Consider the following 13,513-nt stretch of genomic DNA (forward strand, 5'->3'; position numbering starts at 1 on the left):
CGCGGCGAGTGAACGGTGTGCAGGAATCCCGTCATTGTCGTTACCCGTTGCCGTTCGCCCCCGACCGGACCGCGGATCGGGTGTAGGTTAGGCATACCTAATATTTCGAGGAGTGTCCGATGGCTGACAAGCCCAGAGATCACCATCGCGGCGTAGTGATCCGTACGGAGCGGATCACGCCGCACATGATCCGTGTCGTGGTCGGCGGTGAGGATCTGCGGGACTTCGCCACCTCGGGTCTCACCGATCACTACGTCAAGCTCGTCTTCCCGCACGAGGGGGTCGACTATCCGACCCCGTTCAATGTCCAGCACGTACGCGAGACCATGCCGCGGGAGGTCTGGCCGCGGCTGCGCAGCTACACCGTGCGCGCCTGGGACCCCGACGCCGGGGAGATGACGCTCGACTTCGTCTACCACGGCGAGGAGGGCATCGCCGGGCCGTGGGCCGCGCGGGCCGTGCCCGGCGACGAGCTGTTCATGCTCGGCCCCGGCGGCGCCTACGCGCCGCGCCCGGAGGCGGGCTGGCACCTGCTCGTCGGTGACGAGAGCGCGCTCCCGGCGATCGCGGCCGCGCTGGAGGCGCTGCCCGACGGCGCCACCGCCTACGCCTTCCTCGAGGTCGACGGGCCGGAGGAGGAGCAGAAACTGCGGGTCTCGGGTGAGACACGGCTCGTCTGGCTGCACCGCGACGGCGCCCCCGTCGGTGCGGCGCTGGTGAAGGCGGTGCGCGAGCTGGAGTTCCCCGACGGTGACGTGCATGCGTTCGTCCACGGCGAGGCGGGGTTCGTCAAGGAACTGCGGCGCCACCTCCGGGTCGAGCGCAAGGTGCCGATGGAGCAGCTGTCGATCTCCGGCTACTGGCGGCTCGGCGCCGACGACGAGGGCTGGCGGGCCGCGAAGCGCGACTGGAACCGCCAGGTCGAAGCTGAGGAGGCCGCGGCGCTCGGCTAGGCTGCTTCTTGGGTAAAACGCCACTTCAGGCCATCGAGTCACACCGCTTACTTACCTTGGAGGCACGACCGCCTTACCTCCGATACCCCTTGTGAAAACCATGCGGAAACCCCGCTCGGATGGGACGACAGTGTGCTTTGGCCGTGTCCCAGACAGCGAGCGGAGAACCGATGGCGCGTGGTGCGAGCGACATGCCTCCAGGTGTGCGACCGCTTACGGTGGGCGACCCGGTCATCATCGGCAGATACCTGCTCCTCGGACGCCTCGGCACCGGGGGCATGGGGGTGGTCTACCTGGCCGAACATCCGCGGGGCGGTCTGGTGGCGCTGAAGACGCCGCACGCGATACACCTCAACGATCCCACGTTGCGGGCCCGTTTCGCGGAGGAAGTCGCATTTTCGCGGCGACTCGTACCCTTCTGCACCGCAGCGGTGATCGAGGACGGCACCGACCGGGACCGCCCCTACCTCGTCACCGAGTACATTCCGGGCCCCGCCCTGTCCCAGGTCGTGATGGCGCGCGGGCCGCTCACGCCCGACCTGGCCTACGGCGCCGGGCTCGGCGTGGCGGCGGCGCTGGTCGCCGTGCACGAGGCGGGGCTGGTCCACCGCGACCTCAAACCGGGCAACGTGCTGCTGTCCGAGGACGGCCCGCGGGTGATCGACTTCGGCATCGCCCGCGACGTCGACACGCTGGGTGCGCACACGCAGGCGGGACAGGTCATGGGCAGTCCGGGCTGGGTGGCGCCCGAGCGGCTGACCGGCGGGCCCGCCATGCCCGCGTCGGACGTGTTCGCCTGGGGCTGCCTGGTGGCGTTCGCCGCGACGGGGCACCATCCGTTCGGTGGTGGCGAGGCCGACGTGCTGACCCGCCGCATCCTGTTCGAGGCGCCGCGCGTCGAGGGCGTGCCCGCCCTGCTGCGGCCCGCGGTCGAGGCGGCGCTGGCCAAGGCGCCCGGCGACCGGCCCAAGGCCGCCGACCTGTTACGCGTCCTGCTCGCCGCCGGAGGCGTGGGCCATCCGTGGGACCTGCGGGCCGCGGTGGCGGGCGTACTCGCGGAGATCTGGACGCCCGTGCCCTATCCGCCGGGAGCGGGCAGGGTACGGCTCGCGCCCGAGACCGGAGAAGGGGCACGGCTCGCGCCCGGGACCGGCGGAGGGGTATGGCCCCCGCCTGGGACCGGGAGCGGCGAGGAGGCGACGGCCGCGCCGAAGCGCGGACGCAGGGCCAAGGCCGGGGCGCACCTGTCGCACGCCACCTTCGCGGCGCTGGCCACGGTCTCCATCGCGGCCGTCACTGTGATCGCGGCGTCGGGGGGCGGTGGTGGTCTGAGCATCGGCGGGGCCTCCCCGCTGCCGGAGAACCAGCCCGCCGTCCAGCCGTACGAGACCGCCCAGTCCACCAGGCGCCCCATGGCCACCCCTTCGAGCAGCGTCCCGGCCACCGTGGCGGGCACGGCGATCACCTCGCCGCCGGTGTCCGCCACCCGGGCCCGTACGACCGCCCCGATCATCGTGCTCGACCCGTCGCCCGAGCGGAAGACCGCCTGGCATCCACCGGCCACGTACGGACCGGGCGGACCGGGCGACACGGACACGGGCGGCGGCTGTGCCGGCCCCGCGGGAAAGAGACGCGGCGGCGCGGCCAGGCGCGGCTGCCCACCCCCGTCGGCGTCCATCACCACGATCCCGCAGGACGGCCCCGGGGAGTCGCCGGACCCGTCGATCACCCCATCGACCTCGGAAACGGTCACCGCTCCGGCCACCGGCTCCTCCTGAGCCCCGGATAGCGGGCAACCCCTGCAATTCCCGGCGACAAGTCACCATAATTGGTGATCTACGGCCTGGTTGTGCCGGGAGGAGAAATCCGGATGCCAGTTCGGCGACAGCTGCCGTAACCGCGCGCAGATGTAGGCGAGCCTGAGCGATGTGCGGGCAGCGCCCGTCGAGCCGGCACGGCACGGCTGGGTCGCAAGCGTCGAACGGCGCGACGGGCGAGGGCGGCGGCTGCCGGACGGGCTGTTCGTGGCGGCCCCAACCGTGCCGGGGTGACGAGGAAGAGGCTGGGGCCCATCCTTGCGTCTATGGGTGGTGCTTGAAACAGCCGAGCAGCCCCCACAAAACGGCGCCGCCGGCGGCGAGGCCGGTTAGGAGTGCGGCGGGCCACGTGGAGCCGTCCGCGAGCATGAGAGCAGTCGCGATGCTGGTGGAGGCGACTATCGCGAGCGCTATGAGAAGCGCACGTTGCAGGTCCATACGAACCAACTCCTGTCCGACGAAGAACCCCATCCGAAGCAGGCTCCATGCGCGGCATGCGCAGTGGACGCCGTCCGGGGTGGATCCAGTAGGAGAAGGCCCTCTACCTGGCACGATACGGGGCCTTGCCGTACGAGCTCACGTTTTCGCGCAGTTTTGACATTGGCGTGTCCCAACGAAAACGCGCCCTACCGACGCTGGGCGCCGGCATGCGCACGATGCCCAGCAGATTCCGGACAGTCGGCTACAACCTGGCAAGAGGTGATCATGCGGATCTTCCGGTGCTCGGGTTCGTCCGGTTCCAGGGCGGACGGCGCGCACGAAAGTGGGCCGCGCCAGGCCGGGGGGAGACTGGCGCGGCCCATCGCCGGAGGAACCATTCCATGCCCTGGAGTGGCCGGCGAGATCGGGAAACTAGTGGGCGAACTGCTCCTCCTCCGTGGAGCCCCTGAGCGCTGTGGTGGAGGAGTCCGGGGCGATGGCGGTGCTGACGAGGTCGAAGTAGCCGGTGCCGACCTCGCGCTGGTGGCGCGTGGCGGTGTAGCCGCGCGACTCCGCCGCGAACTCCGCCTCCTGCAGGTCCACGTACGCCGTCATGCCGTCCGAGGCGTACCCCTGAGCCAGGTTGAACATCGAGTAGTTCAGCGAGTGGAATCCGGCCAGCGTGATGAACTGGAACTTGTACCCCATGTGCCCCAGCTCCCGCTGGAACTTGGCGATCGTGGAGTCGTCCAGGTGCTTCTTCCAGTTGAACGACGGTGAGCAGTTGTAGGCGAGCATCTGGTCCGGGTACTCGGCCTTGATCGCCTCGGCGAACTCGCGGGCCACGTCGAGGTCGGGCGTACCGGTCTCCATCCAGAGCAGGTCGGAGTGCGGTGAGTAGGCCAGGCCGCGCGCGATGCACGCCTGGACGCCGTTGCGGACCCGGTAGAAGCCCTCGGCGGTCCGCTCGCCGGTGGCGAACGCCTGGTCGCGGGGGTCCACGTCACTGGTCAGGAGCGTCGCGGCCTGGGCGTCGGTCCGCGCGATGATCAGAGTCGGGACCCCGGCCACGTCGGCGGCCAGGCGGGCGGCGTTCAGCGTCTTGACGTGCTGGCCGGTCGGGATCAGCACCTTGCCGCCCAGATGGCCGCACTTCTTCTCGGAGGCGAGCTGGTCCTCCCAGTGCACGCCCGCCGCACCCGCGGCGATCATGCCCTTCATGAGCTCGAAGGCGTTGAGCACGCCGCCGAACCCCGCCTCGGCGTCCGCCACGATCGGCGCGAGCCAGTGCGGGCCGTCCTGGATGCCCTCCGACCAGGTGATCTGGTCGGCCCGCAGCAACGCGTTGTTGATCCGGCGCACGACGGCGGGCACGGAGTTCGCCGGGTACAGGCTCTGGTCCGGGTAGGTGTGGCCGCCGAGGTTCGCGTCGGCCGCGACCTGCCAGCCGGACAGGTAGATGGCCTGCAGCCCGGCCTTCACCTGCTGCACCGCCTGGTTGCCGGTGAGCGCGCCCAGCGCGTGCACGTAGTCCTCGCTCCGCAGCAGGCTCCACAGCCGCTCGGCGCCGCGCCGGGCCAGCGTGTGCTCCTCCTGGACGCTTCCGCGTAGCCGGATCACGTCCTCGGCGCTGTAGGTCCGTTCGACGCCCGCCCAGCGAGGGTCGTTGTCCCATTCGTCCTGCAGCTGCTCAGCAGCTCCCTTGAGGCGATCGTTCATTTTTCACTCCTTTGTCGTCCCCTGGGGCCTGTGCCGAGTCTGTGCCCGGGCCGACGCCGCCCAATAGCCTCCTGCGAACAGAAGAAGCAGCAAATTTCGCGAAATATGAAGGTTTGTCCGTTGTTCTGCGGAGAATAAACGGCAAGTTTTCCATATGGACTAGACCAATGTGATGGGGTTCCGGAAGTCGGCGGCACCCCTGGCACTCCGACCTCCGATGTCTAGAAAATGGCCGGAATTTCTGTCTAAGATGCTCGCATGGCGTCCTTGCTAGGCGAAGAACCGCTGTCTTTGACGCAAGAGCTCGATCTCATCGCGTTTGGGCAACGCCTCCGTCACCTGCGCAAACAGCGTGGCCTGACCCTCTCCGACCTGGGGACGCGGGTCAGCAGGGCGCCCAGTCAGCTGTCGCTGCTCGAGAACGGCAAACGCGAACCTAAGCTCACCCTGCTCAAGTCGCTGGCGGCCGCGCTGGGCGTCCCCGTCGAGGAGCTCCTGCGCCGCCAGCCGCCCAACCGCCGCGCCCAGCTCGAGATCGCCCTGGAAGAGGCCCAGCGCGACCCGATCTACGCGAGCCTCGGCCTGCCCCGGCTCAAGGTCTCCGCGCGCGTGCCGAACGACGTGCTCGAACACCTCCTCGGCCTGTACGGAGAGCTGCGCGCCAGGCAGGCCAGGGGCACCGCCACCCCCGAAGAGGCGAGGGTCGCGAACGCCGAGCTGAGACGCCGGCAGCGCGAGGTCGGCAACTACTTCCCCGAGATCGAGAAGGCCGCCGCCGAGGCGCTGACCTCGGTCGGCTACCGCACCGGCGCCTTGTCCCAGAGCACGGTCCAGGGCCTCGTCACCCATTTCGGCTTCACGGTGCACACGGCTCAGGATCTCCCCAGATCCGTACGCTCCATCACCGATCTCCGCAACCGCCGCATCTACGTCAAGCACGAGCAGCTCGGCATGCACACCCCCCGGACGATCCTGCTGCAGACCCTCGGTCACCTCGCGCTCGGCCACGGCAAGCCGCGCGACTTCGCCGACTTCCTGCGTCAGCGCACCGAGGCCAACTACTTCGCCGCCGCCGTGCTCGTACCGGAGAAGGCCGCGGCCCTCTACCTCCAGGAGGCCAAGTCGGACCGGGCGCTGTCGGTGGAGGACCTGCGTGATGTGTTCGCGGTGTCCTATGAGATGGCCGCCCACCGCTTCACGAACCTGGCCACCCACCACCTCGATCTGGTCTGCCACTTCGTCCGCAACGATGCGGGCGGCACGATCTACAAGGCGTACGAGAACGACGGGATCGTCTTCCCCGCCGACGAGCAGGGGGCGATCGAGGGGCAGCGGATGTGCCTGCAGTGGTCGGGCCGCCAGGTGTTCTCCTCGCCGGACCGGTTCTCGGTGTTCTACCAGTACTCGGACTCGCCCACCGGCACCTATTTCTGTGTCGCGCACGTGGACCCGTCGCGGGAGCGGGACTTCGCGATCACGCTCGGGGTGCCGTTCAGGGAGTCGCGGTGGTTCCGGGGCAGGGAGACCACCAACCGCACCAAATCCAACTGCCCGACCGGCGACTGCTGCCGCCGCCCGCCCACCGAGCTGGCCGAACGCTGGGAGGGCTACGCCTGGCCCTCGGCCCGCGCCAACTCACACGTCCTGGCCGCCCTCCCGCCGGGGTCGTTCCCGGGCGTGGACGAGGCTGACGTCTACACCTTCCTGGAACGGCACGCCGCCGCGATCTAGGCCGGGAACGGCACGCCGCCGCGATCCAGGCGAATCAGGCGAGCCGATAGCCCACGCCGGGGGTGGTGGTGATGACGGGTGGTTCGCCGAGCTTGCGGCGCAGCCGCCCGATGGTCACGGTCACGGTGTTGGTGAACGGGTCGGCGTTCTCGTCCCAGACCCGCTCCAGCAGCTCCTCGGCGCTGAGGAAGCCGGGGCTCGCCCGCAGTAGCGCCTGCAGCAGGGCGAACTCCTTCACCGAAAGGTTCAGCTGCCTCCCGTCGCGTAGGGCGGTGCGGTGGATCGGGTCCAGCTCGATCCCGGCGGCGCGCAGGGTCCGCGGGCGCGCGTCCGGCCTGCGGCGGGCCAGCGCCTGGACGCGCAGGACCAGCTCAGGGAAGTGGAACGGCTTTGCGAGGTAGTCGTCCGCGCCGAGGGTCAGGCCGCTGACCCGGTCTCCGGGTGCCCCGGCCGCGGTCAGCATCAGCACCATCGGGCGGTCCGGCCGCTCGCTGATCATCTGGCACAGCGTGTCGCCGTGCAGGCCGGGCAGATCGCGGTCCAGGACCACCACGTCGTACTCCGTGAGCTCCAGCTTGGCGGCGGCGCTCAGCCCGTCGTAGGTGATGTCGACCGCCATCCCCTGGTCGCGCAGCCCCTCGGCGACGACCTCGGCGAGCGGCCGCGCGTCCTCGACCACCATGATCCTCATGCCGTCGCCCCGGCCGGCAGCGCGATCGAGACCTCCAGGCCGCCCTGCGGCCGGGCGAGCAGGCCGAGTCGGCCGCCGTGCGCCGCCGCGATCGCCGCCACGATGGACAGCCCGAGGCCGGAGCCGTTCTCGGACCCGGTGCGATCGGCGCCGAGCCGTTCGAAGGGCCGCGCGAGCCGGTCCACGTCCCGCTGGTCGAGTACGCGTCCGCCGGTCCGCACGACGAGCCGCACCTCGGCGCCCTCCCGGAGGGTCTCGGCGCGGATCCAGCCGTCCTCCTCGTTGTGGGTCACGGCGTTGTCGATCACGTTCTGCACCATCCGGGAGAGCAGCGCGGGATCGCCCCGGGTGCCCGCGGCCCGCAGCCGCGTGGTCACGTCCAGCCGTTTCGCCGCGATCGCGGTGGCCTGGCCGGTCAGCGCCCGCGTGACCAGATCGTCCAGGTCGACGACGGCGGCCTCGGCCAGGGCGCCGTGCTGGGCCCGGGCCAGCACCAGGAAGCCGCCGAGCAGCTGATCCACCTGGTCCAGCTGGGTACGCAGCCGATCACCCACGACGAGCGTCTGCGCCGGCACGCCGGGCTTGGCGACCGCGACGTCCAGGGAGGCCCGCATGGTCGCCAGCGGGGTCCGCAACTCGTGCGAGGCGTTGGCGACGAACCGGCGCTGGGCGGCGAACGACGCCTCCAGCCGTTCCAGCAGGCCGTCGATGGTGTCGGCGAGGTCCTTCACCTCGTCGGCCGGGCCGCTGACGGCCAGCCGCCGGTCCAGGTTGTCGGCGGAGATGTGCCGGGTCGCCGCGGTGATCAGCCGCAGCGGGCGCAGCACCCGGCGGGCCAGCGCCCGGCCGACCAGCAGGGACACGATCGCCATCACCACCAGCGCGAGCAGGGAGCCGACCAGCAGCTGCCGGGACTGGTTCGCCTCCGTGTCGCCCAGTTGCCGCTGCAACTGGAGAATGTGCCGCTGCGCCGCGGTCATGCCGTCGCCGCCCGGCGGGGGCGGTCCCACGGAGGCGACCTCGGTGTCGGACAACACGAAGGTCAGGGCCAGCAGCACAATGCCGGACAGCAGGAACACCCCGGCGTACAAGATCGTGAAACGGGCCCCCACGGTCCCCTTACGCAGCCTGATCACGCCTCCAGGATGCCCGAACGGACCTAACAGCGGTATGACAGGCCCGCTTCGGGCGGTGTTAGGCCGGCGCCCATAGAACGACCGCATGCTGAGCACCCAACTCCTCCATCGGGAATGGACGGCCTTCCGCCGTCCCGGCCGCCTGATCGCCCTGGCGGCGGCGGCCCTCGCCGTGATCGCCACCGGCCTGCTCTTCACCTCCACGGTCGACTGCGGCGATCCCTGCCCGGTCGCTCCGACCGCCGCGGACGGCTCGATCGTCAGTGACCGGTTCTGGTTCCACCACCGCGACCTCGGTCCGAACGGCGTCATCACCGTGCGGATGACCTCGATGACCGGCACGATCACCTACCCCCCGCCGAACCATGACCAGATCGTCTCCGGCCTGGTGCCGTGGGCGAAGGCCGGAATCATCATCAAGGATGGCGTCCGGCAGGGCTCCTCGTACGCGGCGCTGATGATGACCGGCCACCACGGCGTGCGGATGCAGGACGACTATCGGCACGACGTCGCCGGGAGCCCGGGCGGCCTGTCGCCGGGATCCCCGCGCTGGCTGCGGCTGACACGGTCCGGGGACACCATCACCGGCGCGGAGTCCGCCGACGGCCGGAGCTGGCACACGGTCGGGACGGTACGCCTGGTGGGCCTGCCGGAGACGGTGCAGGCCGGACTGTTCGCCGCCTCTCCCGGCGACCTCACGTTACGGGAGGTCGGACTCGGCGGTGCCATCGAGGAGGTCCGGTTCACGCAGGCCACCGGGGTCTTCGACCACGTCGAGGTGACGGACACGGCCGTCGGTAAGAACGTGGTGGGCGCGGCCGGCGGCAAGTGGCGCAGCGAGTCTGTCGGCGGGATGAACCACACCGACTGGGAGAAGTACCACACCGCCTCCGGCGCGGTCGAGAAGGACGGCGTCATCACCGTGAGCGGGACCGGCGACATCGGCCCGATCGGGGACGAGGGCGGCATGACCGTCGTGAACACGCTGCGCGGTCTGGTGATCGCACTGATCATCGTCCTGGTCGCGGCCGCCCGGTTCGGCGCCCGGTCCGGCACGCCGGCGTCCCGCCCGGTCCTGGCCGCGCGGGCCGTGGTGACCGGCGGCGCGATCTTTGTGGCCGGGCTCGTCGCTGTCGGCGTGGCGATGGCACTCGGCCTCGCGATCCTGGCCGGTAGGGGCGTCCCCCTGCAGCCGGTGTCACCGGTGACCGGCGCCCGGGTCGTCATCGGCCTCGCGGTGGTGCTCGCGCTGTGCGGTGTGCTGGCGTACGGGCTCGGGGTCCTGCTGCGGCGCGGCTGGGCGGCGATCCTGCTCGCGCTGGCGCTCGTCGCCGTGCCCTACACGGTGGCCGCGCTCCCGCTGCTGCCCGACGCCGTGGCGCAGTGGCTGCTGCGGCTCACCCCGGCCGCGGGCTTGGCCGTCCAGCAGACGACGGTGGAGTATCCGCAGGTGGTCGCGCACTACGCGCCGTCCGCCGGATACTTCCCGCTGCCCGGCTGGGCCGGCTTCGCCGTGCTGTGCGCGTACACGCTGGCGGTGCTGTGGCCGGTCCTGAACCGCACCCCGGCCGGCCCGCCCGCGAACTGGCGATGAAGGTGCCCGCAATAGGGTAGGGGGGTATGGTAATATCGACAGCAGAGCGCGGGAGAGGAGCGGCGAATGGCCGGCTACACCGACAACAAGCAGGACCACCAGCGGCGGTTGCGCCGGGTCGAAGGCCAGGTGCGTGGGCTGCAGCGGATGGTCGAGGACGACAAATACTGCATCGACATCCTCACGCAGGTCTCGGCGGCCACCAGCGCCCTGCAGTCGTTCGCCCTGTCCCTGCTCGAAGAGCACCTGAGTCACTGCGTCGCCGAAGCCACCCTCAAGGGCGGCCCCGAGGCCCAGGCCAAGGTCAAAGAGGCCAGTGACGCCATCGCCCGACTTGTTCGTTCCTGATCCGGAAGGTAGATCGATATGAGCACCGCCACCTACACCGTCAAGGGCATGACCTGCGGCCACTGCGTGAGCTCGGTCAAGGAAGAGGTCGGCGAGGTCGCCGGAGTCACCTCCGTGGAGGTGGACCTGGCCAGCGGACTGCTGACCGTGGACAGCGAGGGCCTGATCGACGAGGCGAAGATCGTCGCCGCCGTCAAGGAGGCCGGCTACGAAGTGGCGAACCAGTGACGAACACCGCGGCGAAACTCCGCGCCTAGGAGTGGTGATGACCTCCCTCACCGACGGCAACGCCGTCGAGCTCTCGATCGGCGGCATGACCTGCGCGTCCTGCGCCAACCGGATCGAGCGCAAGCTCAACAAGCTCGACGGCGTGACCGCGACGGTCAACTACGCGACGGAGAAGGCGAAGGTCACCTTCCCCGACGGCGTCGACCCGCGGCTGCTGATCAGCGAGGTGGAGAAGGCGGGCTACAGCGCCGCGCTGCCCGCCCCGCCCGCCGCCGCGGCGGGGGAGGAGCACGAGCCGGACGACGAGCTGCGTCCGCTGCGCGACCGGCTGATCACCTCGGTTGTGCTGTCCGTGCCGGTGATCGCGATGGCGATGATCCCGGCGCTGCAGTTCACCAACTGGCAGTGGTTGTCGCTGACCCTGGCCGCGCCGGTGGTGATCTACGCGGGCCGGCCGTTCCACCAGGCCGCTTGGGCCAACCTGCGGCACGGCGCGGCGACGATGGACACGCTCGTCTCGGTCGGCACGCTGGCCGCGCTCGGCTGGTCGCTGTGGGCGCTGTTCTTCGGTACGGCCGGCACGCCCGGCATGACGCACCCGTTCGAGTTCACGATCGAGCGCACCGACGGCTCCGGCAACATCTACCTGGAGGCCGCCGCGGGGGTGACGGCGTTCATCCTGGCCGGGCGCTACTTCGAGGCGCGTTCGAAGCGCCGCGCGGGAGCCGCCCTGCGGGCGCTGATGGAGCTGGGCGCCAAGGAGGTCTCGGTGCTGCGCGACGGCGTCGAGACCCGCGTTCCCGCCGACCGGCTCGAGGTGTGCGACACCTTCGTCGTACGGCCGGGCGAGAAGATCGCCACCGACGGCGTGATCGAGGAGGGTTCCTCGGCCGTCGACGCCTCGATGCTGACCGGCGAGTCCATCCCCGTGGAGGTGCGGCCCGGCGACGCTGTCACCGGCGCCACCGTCAACGCGGGCGGTCGTCTCGTGGTCCGCGCGACCAGGGTGGGCGCCGACACCCGGCTCGCGCAGATGGCCAAGCTGGTGGAGGCGGCGCAGACCGGCAAGGCGCAGGTGCAACGGCTGGCCGACCGCGTCTCCGGCGTCTTCGTGCCGATCGTGATCGGCCTGGCGGTCGCCACCCTGGGCTTCTGGCTCGGCACCGGCGGCGGGGCGGGGGCGGCGTTCACCGCGGCCGTGGCCGTCCTCATCATCGCCTGCCCGTGCGCGCTGGGCCTGGCCACGCCGACCGCGCTGCTGGTCGGCACCGGGCGGGGCGCCCAGCTGGGCATCCTGATCAAGGGACCCGAGGTGCTGGAGTCGACCCGCGAGGTCGACACGATCGTGCTGGACAAGACCGGCACGGTCACCGAGGGCAGGATGACGCTCACCGGCGTGCACCTGGCCGACGGCGAGGACCGCGAGCAGGTGCTGCGGCTGGCGGGCGCGCTCGAACACGCCTCCGAGCACCCGATCGCCCAGGCCATCGCGCGGGCGGCCGGATCTGACGCCACGGTCGAGGACTTCGCCAACATCGAGGGCCTCGGCGTGCGTGGCGTCGTCGACGGGCACGCGGTGCTGGTCGGCCGCCCGAAGCTGTTGGCCGAGCGGTCGCAGCAGCTGCCCGCTGACCTGGCACGCCGCTCGGCCGAAGAGCAGACGGCCGGTCGTACGGCGGTGGCGGTGGGCTGGGACGGTCAGGCCCGCGCGGTACTCGTGGTGGCCGACGTGGTCAAGCCGACCAGCCGGGAGGCCATCGGGCAGCTGCGCCGCCTGGGCCTGACCCCGGTGCTGCTGACCGGCGACAACGAGGCGGTGGCCGGCTCGGTCGCGGCCGAGGTGGGCATCGACGAGGTGATCGCCGAAGTGCTGCCCGCCGACAAGGTCGACGTGGTCAAGCGGCTGCAGGCCGAGGGCAAGGTCGTGGCCATGGTGGGTGACGGGGTCAACGACGCCGCCGCGCTGGCCCAGGCCGATCTCGGGCTGGCCATGGGCACCGGCACCGACGCGGCCATCGAGGCCGCCGACCTGACGCTGGTCCGCGGCGACCTGCGCGTGGCGGCCGACGCCCTGCGCCTGTCCCGCAGGACGATCGGCACGATCAAGACGAACCTGTTCTGGGCGTTCGCCTACAACGTGGCCGCCCTGCCGCTGGCCGCGCTCGGGCTGCTCAACCCGATGATCGCCGGTGCGGCGATGGCGTTCTCGAGCGTCTTCGTGGTGAGCAACAGCCTGCGGCTGCGCCGGTTCAGGTGACGGGGGCCGTCTTGCCGCGGTGCCCGGCCATGGCGGCGGCCTGATCGCGGAGGGCGCGGCGGCCGGCGGGGGAGTCGGCGTCCTCGCCCAGGATGATGCGCGCCAGCTGCGGCATCATCGACTGGAACAACGCCAGCCCCGTCAGCAGGAACAACCTGCGCGCCGTCGTCGCGTCCGGCTCCTCCCCCTGGCCCTCGGCGAGCGAGGCCGTCTTGCGCGCGCAGCGCTCGACGCGGGCCTCCTGGCCGGGGAGCAGGTCCTGGCCGCGGTAGTTGAGCGCCTCCCACATCAGCAGGCGCACCAGGTCGGGGTGCTCGTGGTAGTAGTCGGTCAGCTTGGCCACATAGTCGGCCGGATCGGCCCCCGGTAGCGCGATCCGCGCGGTCAGGTCGTCGAGCGCCTCGGTGATGACGGCGTCGAACAGCTTCTCCTTGCTGCCGAAATGGCCGTAGATGCGCTCCTTGTTGACGCCCGCGCGCTCGGCGATGCGATCCACGCGGGCGCCCGCGACGCCGTACGCGGCGAACTCCCCCCGCGCGGCCTCCAGCAGGGCGGCTCGGGTGGCGGCGGTCGAGACCTTGGGTGCCATGGTGTCCATCTTGCCATGACCAACTGTCTG

At 70.9% G+C, this 13,513-nt stretch carries 11 protein-coding genes; 7 read left to right on the top strand and 4 right to left on the bottom strand.

Annotated features, from left to right (window positions below; all coding sequences use genetic code 11):
- Window positions 1-119 precede the first annotated feature (119 nt).
- Both LDL49_RS35115 and LDL49_RS35120 read left to right on the top strand, forming a co-directional pair.
- On the top strand, window positions 120-953 hold the full coding sequence (locus LDL49_RS35115; RefSeq protein ID WP_225297683.1) for a siderophore-interacting protein: 834 nt from the start codon (window positions 120-122) through the stop codon (window positions 951-953).
- Between the two features lie 203 nt (window positions 954-1,156).
- Complete coding sequence (locus tag LDL49_RS35120) at window positions 1,157-2,731, top strand: serine/threonine-protein kinase (protein WP_225297684.1); 1,575 nt, start codon at window positions 1,157-1,159, stop codon at window positions 2,729-2,731.
- An 891-nt stretch (window positions 2,732-3,622) separates the two neighbouring features.
- Here the strand turns inward: LDL49_RS35120 and aceA are convergent.
- Window positions 3,623-4,909 (bottom strand): isocitrate lyase, encoded by a 1,287-nt coding sequence (aceA, locus tag LDL49_RS35125; RefSeq protein ID WP_225297687.1) that lies wholly within the window; start codon window positions 4,907-4,909, stop codon window positions 3,623-3,625.
- Between the two features lie 258 nt (window positions 4,910-5,167).
- On the opposite strand from aceA, the gene LDL49_RS35130 reads away from it, so the two are divergent.
- Entirely contained in the window at window positions 5,168-6,640 is a 1,473-nt protein-coding gene (locus tag LDL49_RS35130; protein WP_372470500.1) for a helix-turn-helix domain-containing protein, read from the top strand.
- 34 nt (window positions 6,641-6,674) lie between these two features.
- Here the strand turns inward: LDL49_RS35130 and LDL49_RS35135 are convergent, their stop codons facing one another.
- Both LDL49_RS35135 and LDL49_RS35140 read right to left on the bottom strand, forming a co-directional pair.
- Window positions 6,675-7,331: a response regulator transcription factor gene (locus tag LDL49_RS35135; protein WP_225297689.1), complete on the bottom strand. Its 657-nt coding sequence runs from the start codon at window positions 7,329-7,331 to the stop codon at window positions 6,675-6,677.
- Window positions 7,328-8,467: a sensor histidine kinase gene (locus LDL49_RS35140; RefSeq protein WP_225297692.1), complete on the bottom strand. Its 1,140-nt coding sequence runs from the start codon at window positions 8,465-8,467 to the stop codon at window positions 7,328-7,330. The genes LDL49_RS35135 and LDL49_RS35140 overlap by 4 nt, the downstream gene beginning before the upstream one ends.
- A gap of 85 nt (window positions 8,468-8,552) precedes the next feature.
- Between LDL49_RS35140 and LDL49_RS35145 the strand changes: the two genes are divergently transcribed.
- The 4 genes from LDL49_RS35145 to LDL49_RS35160 all read left to right on the top strand — a co-directional run bounded on the left by LDL49_RS35145 (window position 8,553) and on the right by LDL49_RS35160 (window position 12,894).
- Window positions 8,553-10,061 carry a DUF1349 domain-containing protein gene (locus LDL49_RS35145; protein WP_225297694.1) on the top strand — a complete coding sequence of 503 codons (1,509 nt, stop codon included), beginning with the start codon at window positions 8,553-8,555 and terminating at the stop codon, window positions 10,059-10,061.
- A 66-nt stretch (window positions 10,062-10,127) separates the two neighbouring features.
- The gene (locus LDL49_RS35150; RefSeq protein ID WP_225297696.1) at window positions 10,128-10,409 is read left to right on the top strand and encodes a metal-sensitive transcriptional regulator; all 282 of its coding nucleotides are present in this window, start codon (window positions 10,128-10,130) and stop codon (window positions 10,407-10,409) included.
- 18 nt (window positions 10,410-10,427) lie between these two features.
- Window positions 10,428-10,637, top strand: coding sequence for a heavy-metal-associated domain-containing protein (locus LDL49_RS35155; RefSeq protein ID WP_225297698.1), 210 nt, complete (start codon window positions 10,428-10,430; stop codon window positions 10,635-10,637).
- 37 nt (window positions 10,638-10,674) lie between these two features.
- Window positions 10,675-12,894: a heavy metal translocating P-type ATPase gene (locus LDL49_RS35160; protein WP_225297700.1), complete on the top strand. Its 2,220-nt coding sequence runs from the start codon at window positions 10,675-10,677 to the stop codon at window positions 12,892-12,894.
- On the opposite strand, the gene LDL49_RS35165 is transcribed toward LDL49_RS35160, so the two are convergent.
- Complete coding sequence (locus LDL49_RS35165; RefSeq protein ID WP_225297702.1) at window positions 12,887-13,483, bottom strand: TetR/AcrR family transcriptional regulator; 597 nt, start codon at window positions 13,481-13,483, stop codon at window positions 12,887-12,889. The genes LDL49_RS35160 and LDL49_RS35165 overlap by 8 nt on opposite strands.
- Window positions 13,484-13,513: the final 30 nt, after the last annotated feature.

The sequence above is a fragment of the Nonomuraea aurantiaca genome (assembly GCF_020215705.1).
GTDB classification, from domain to species: Bacteria; Actinomycetota; Actinomycetes; order Streptosporangiales; family Streptosporangiaceae; genus Nonomuraea; species Nonomuraea aurantiaca.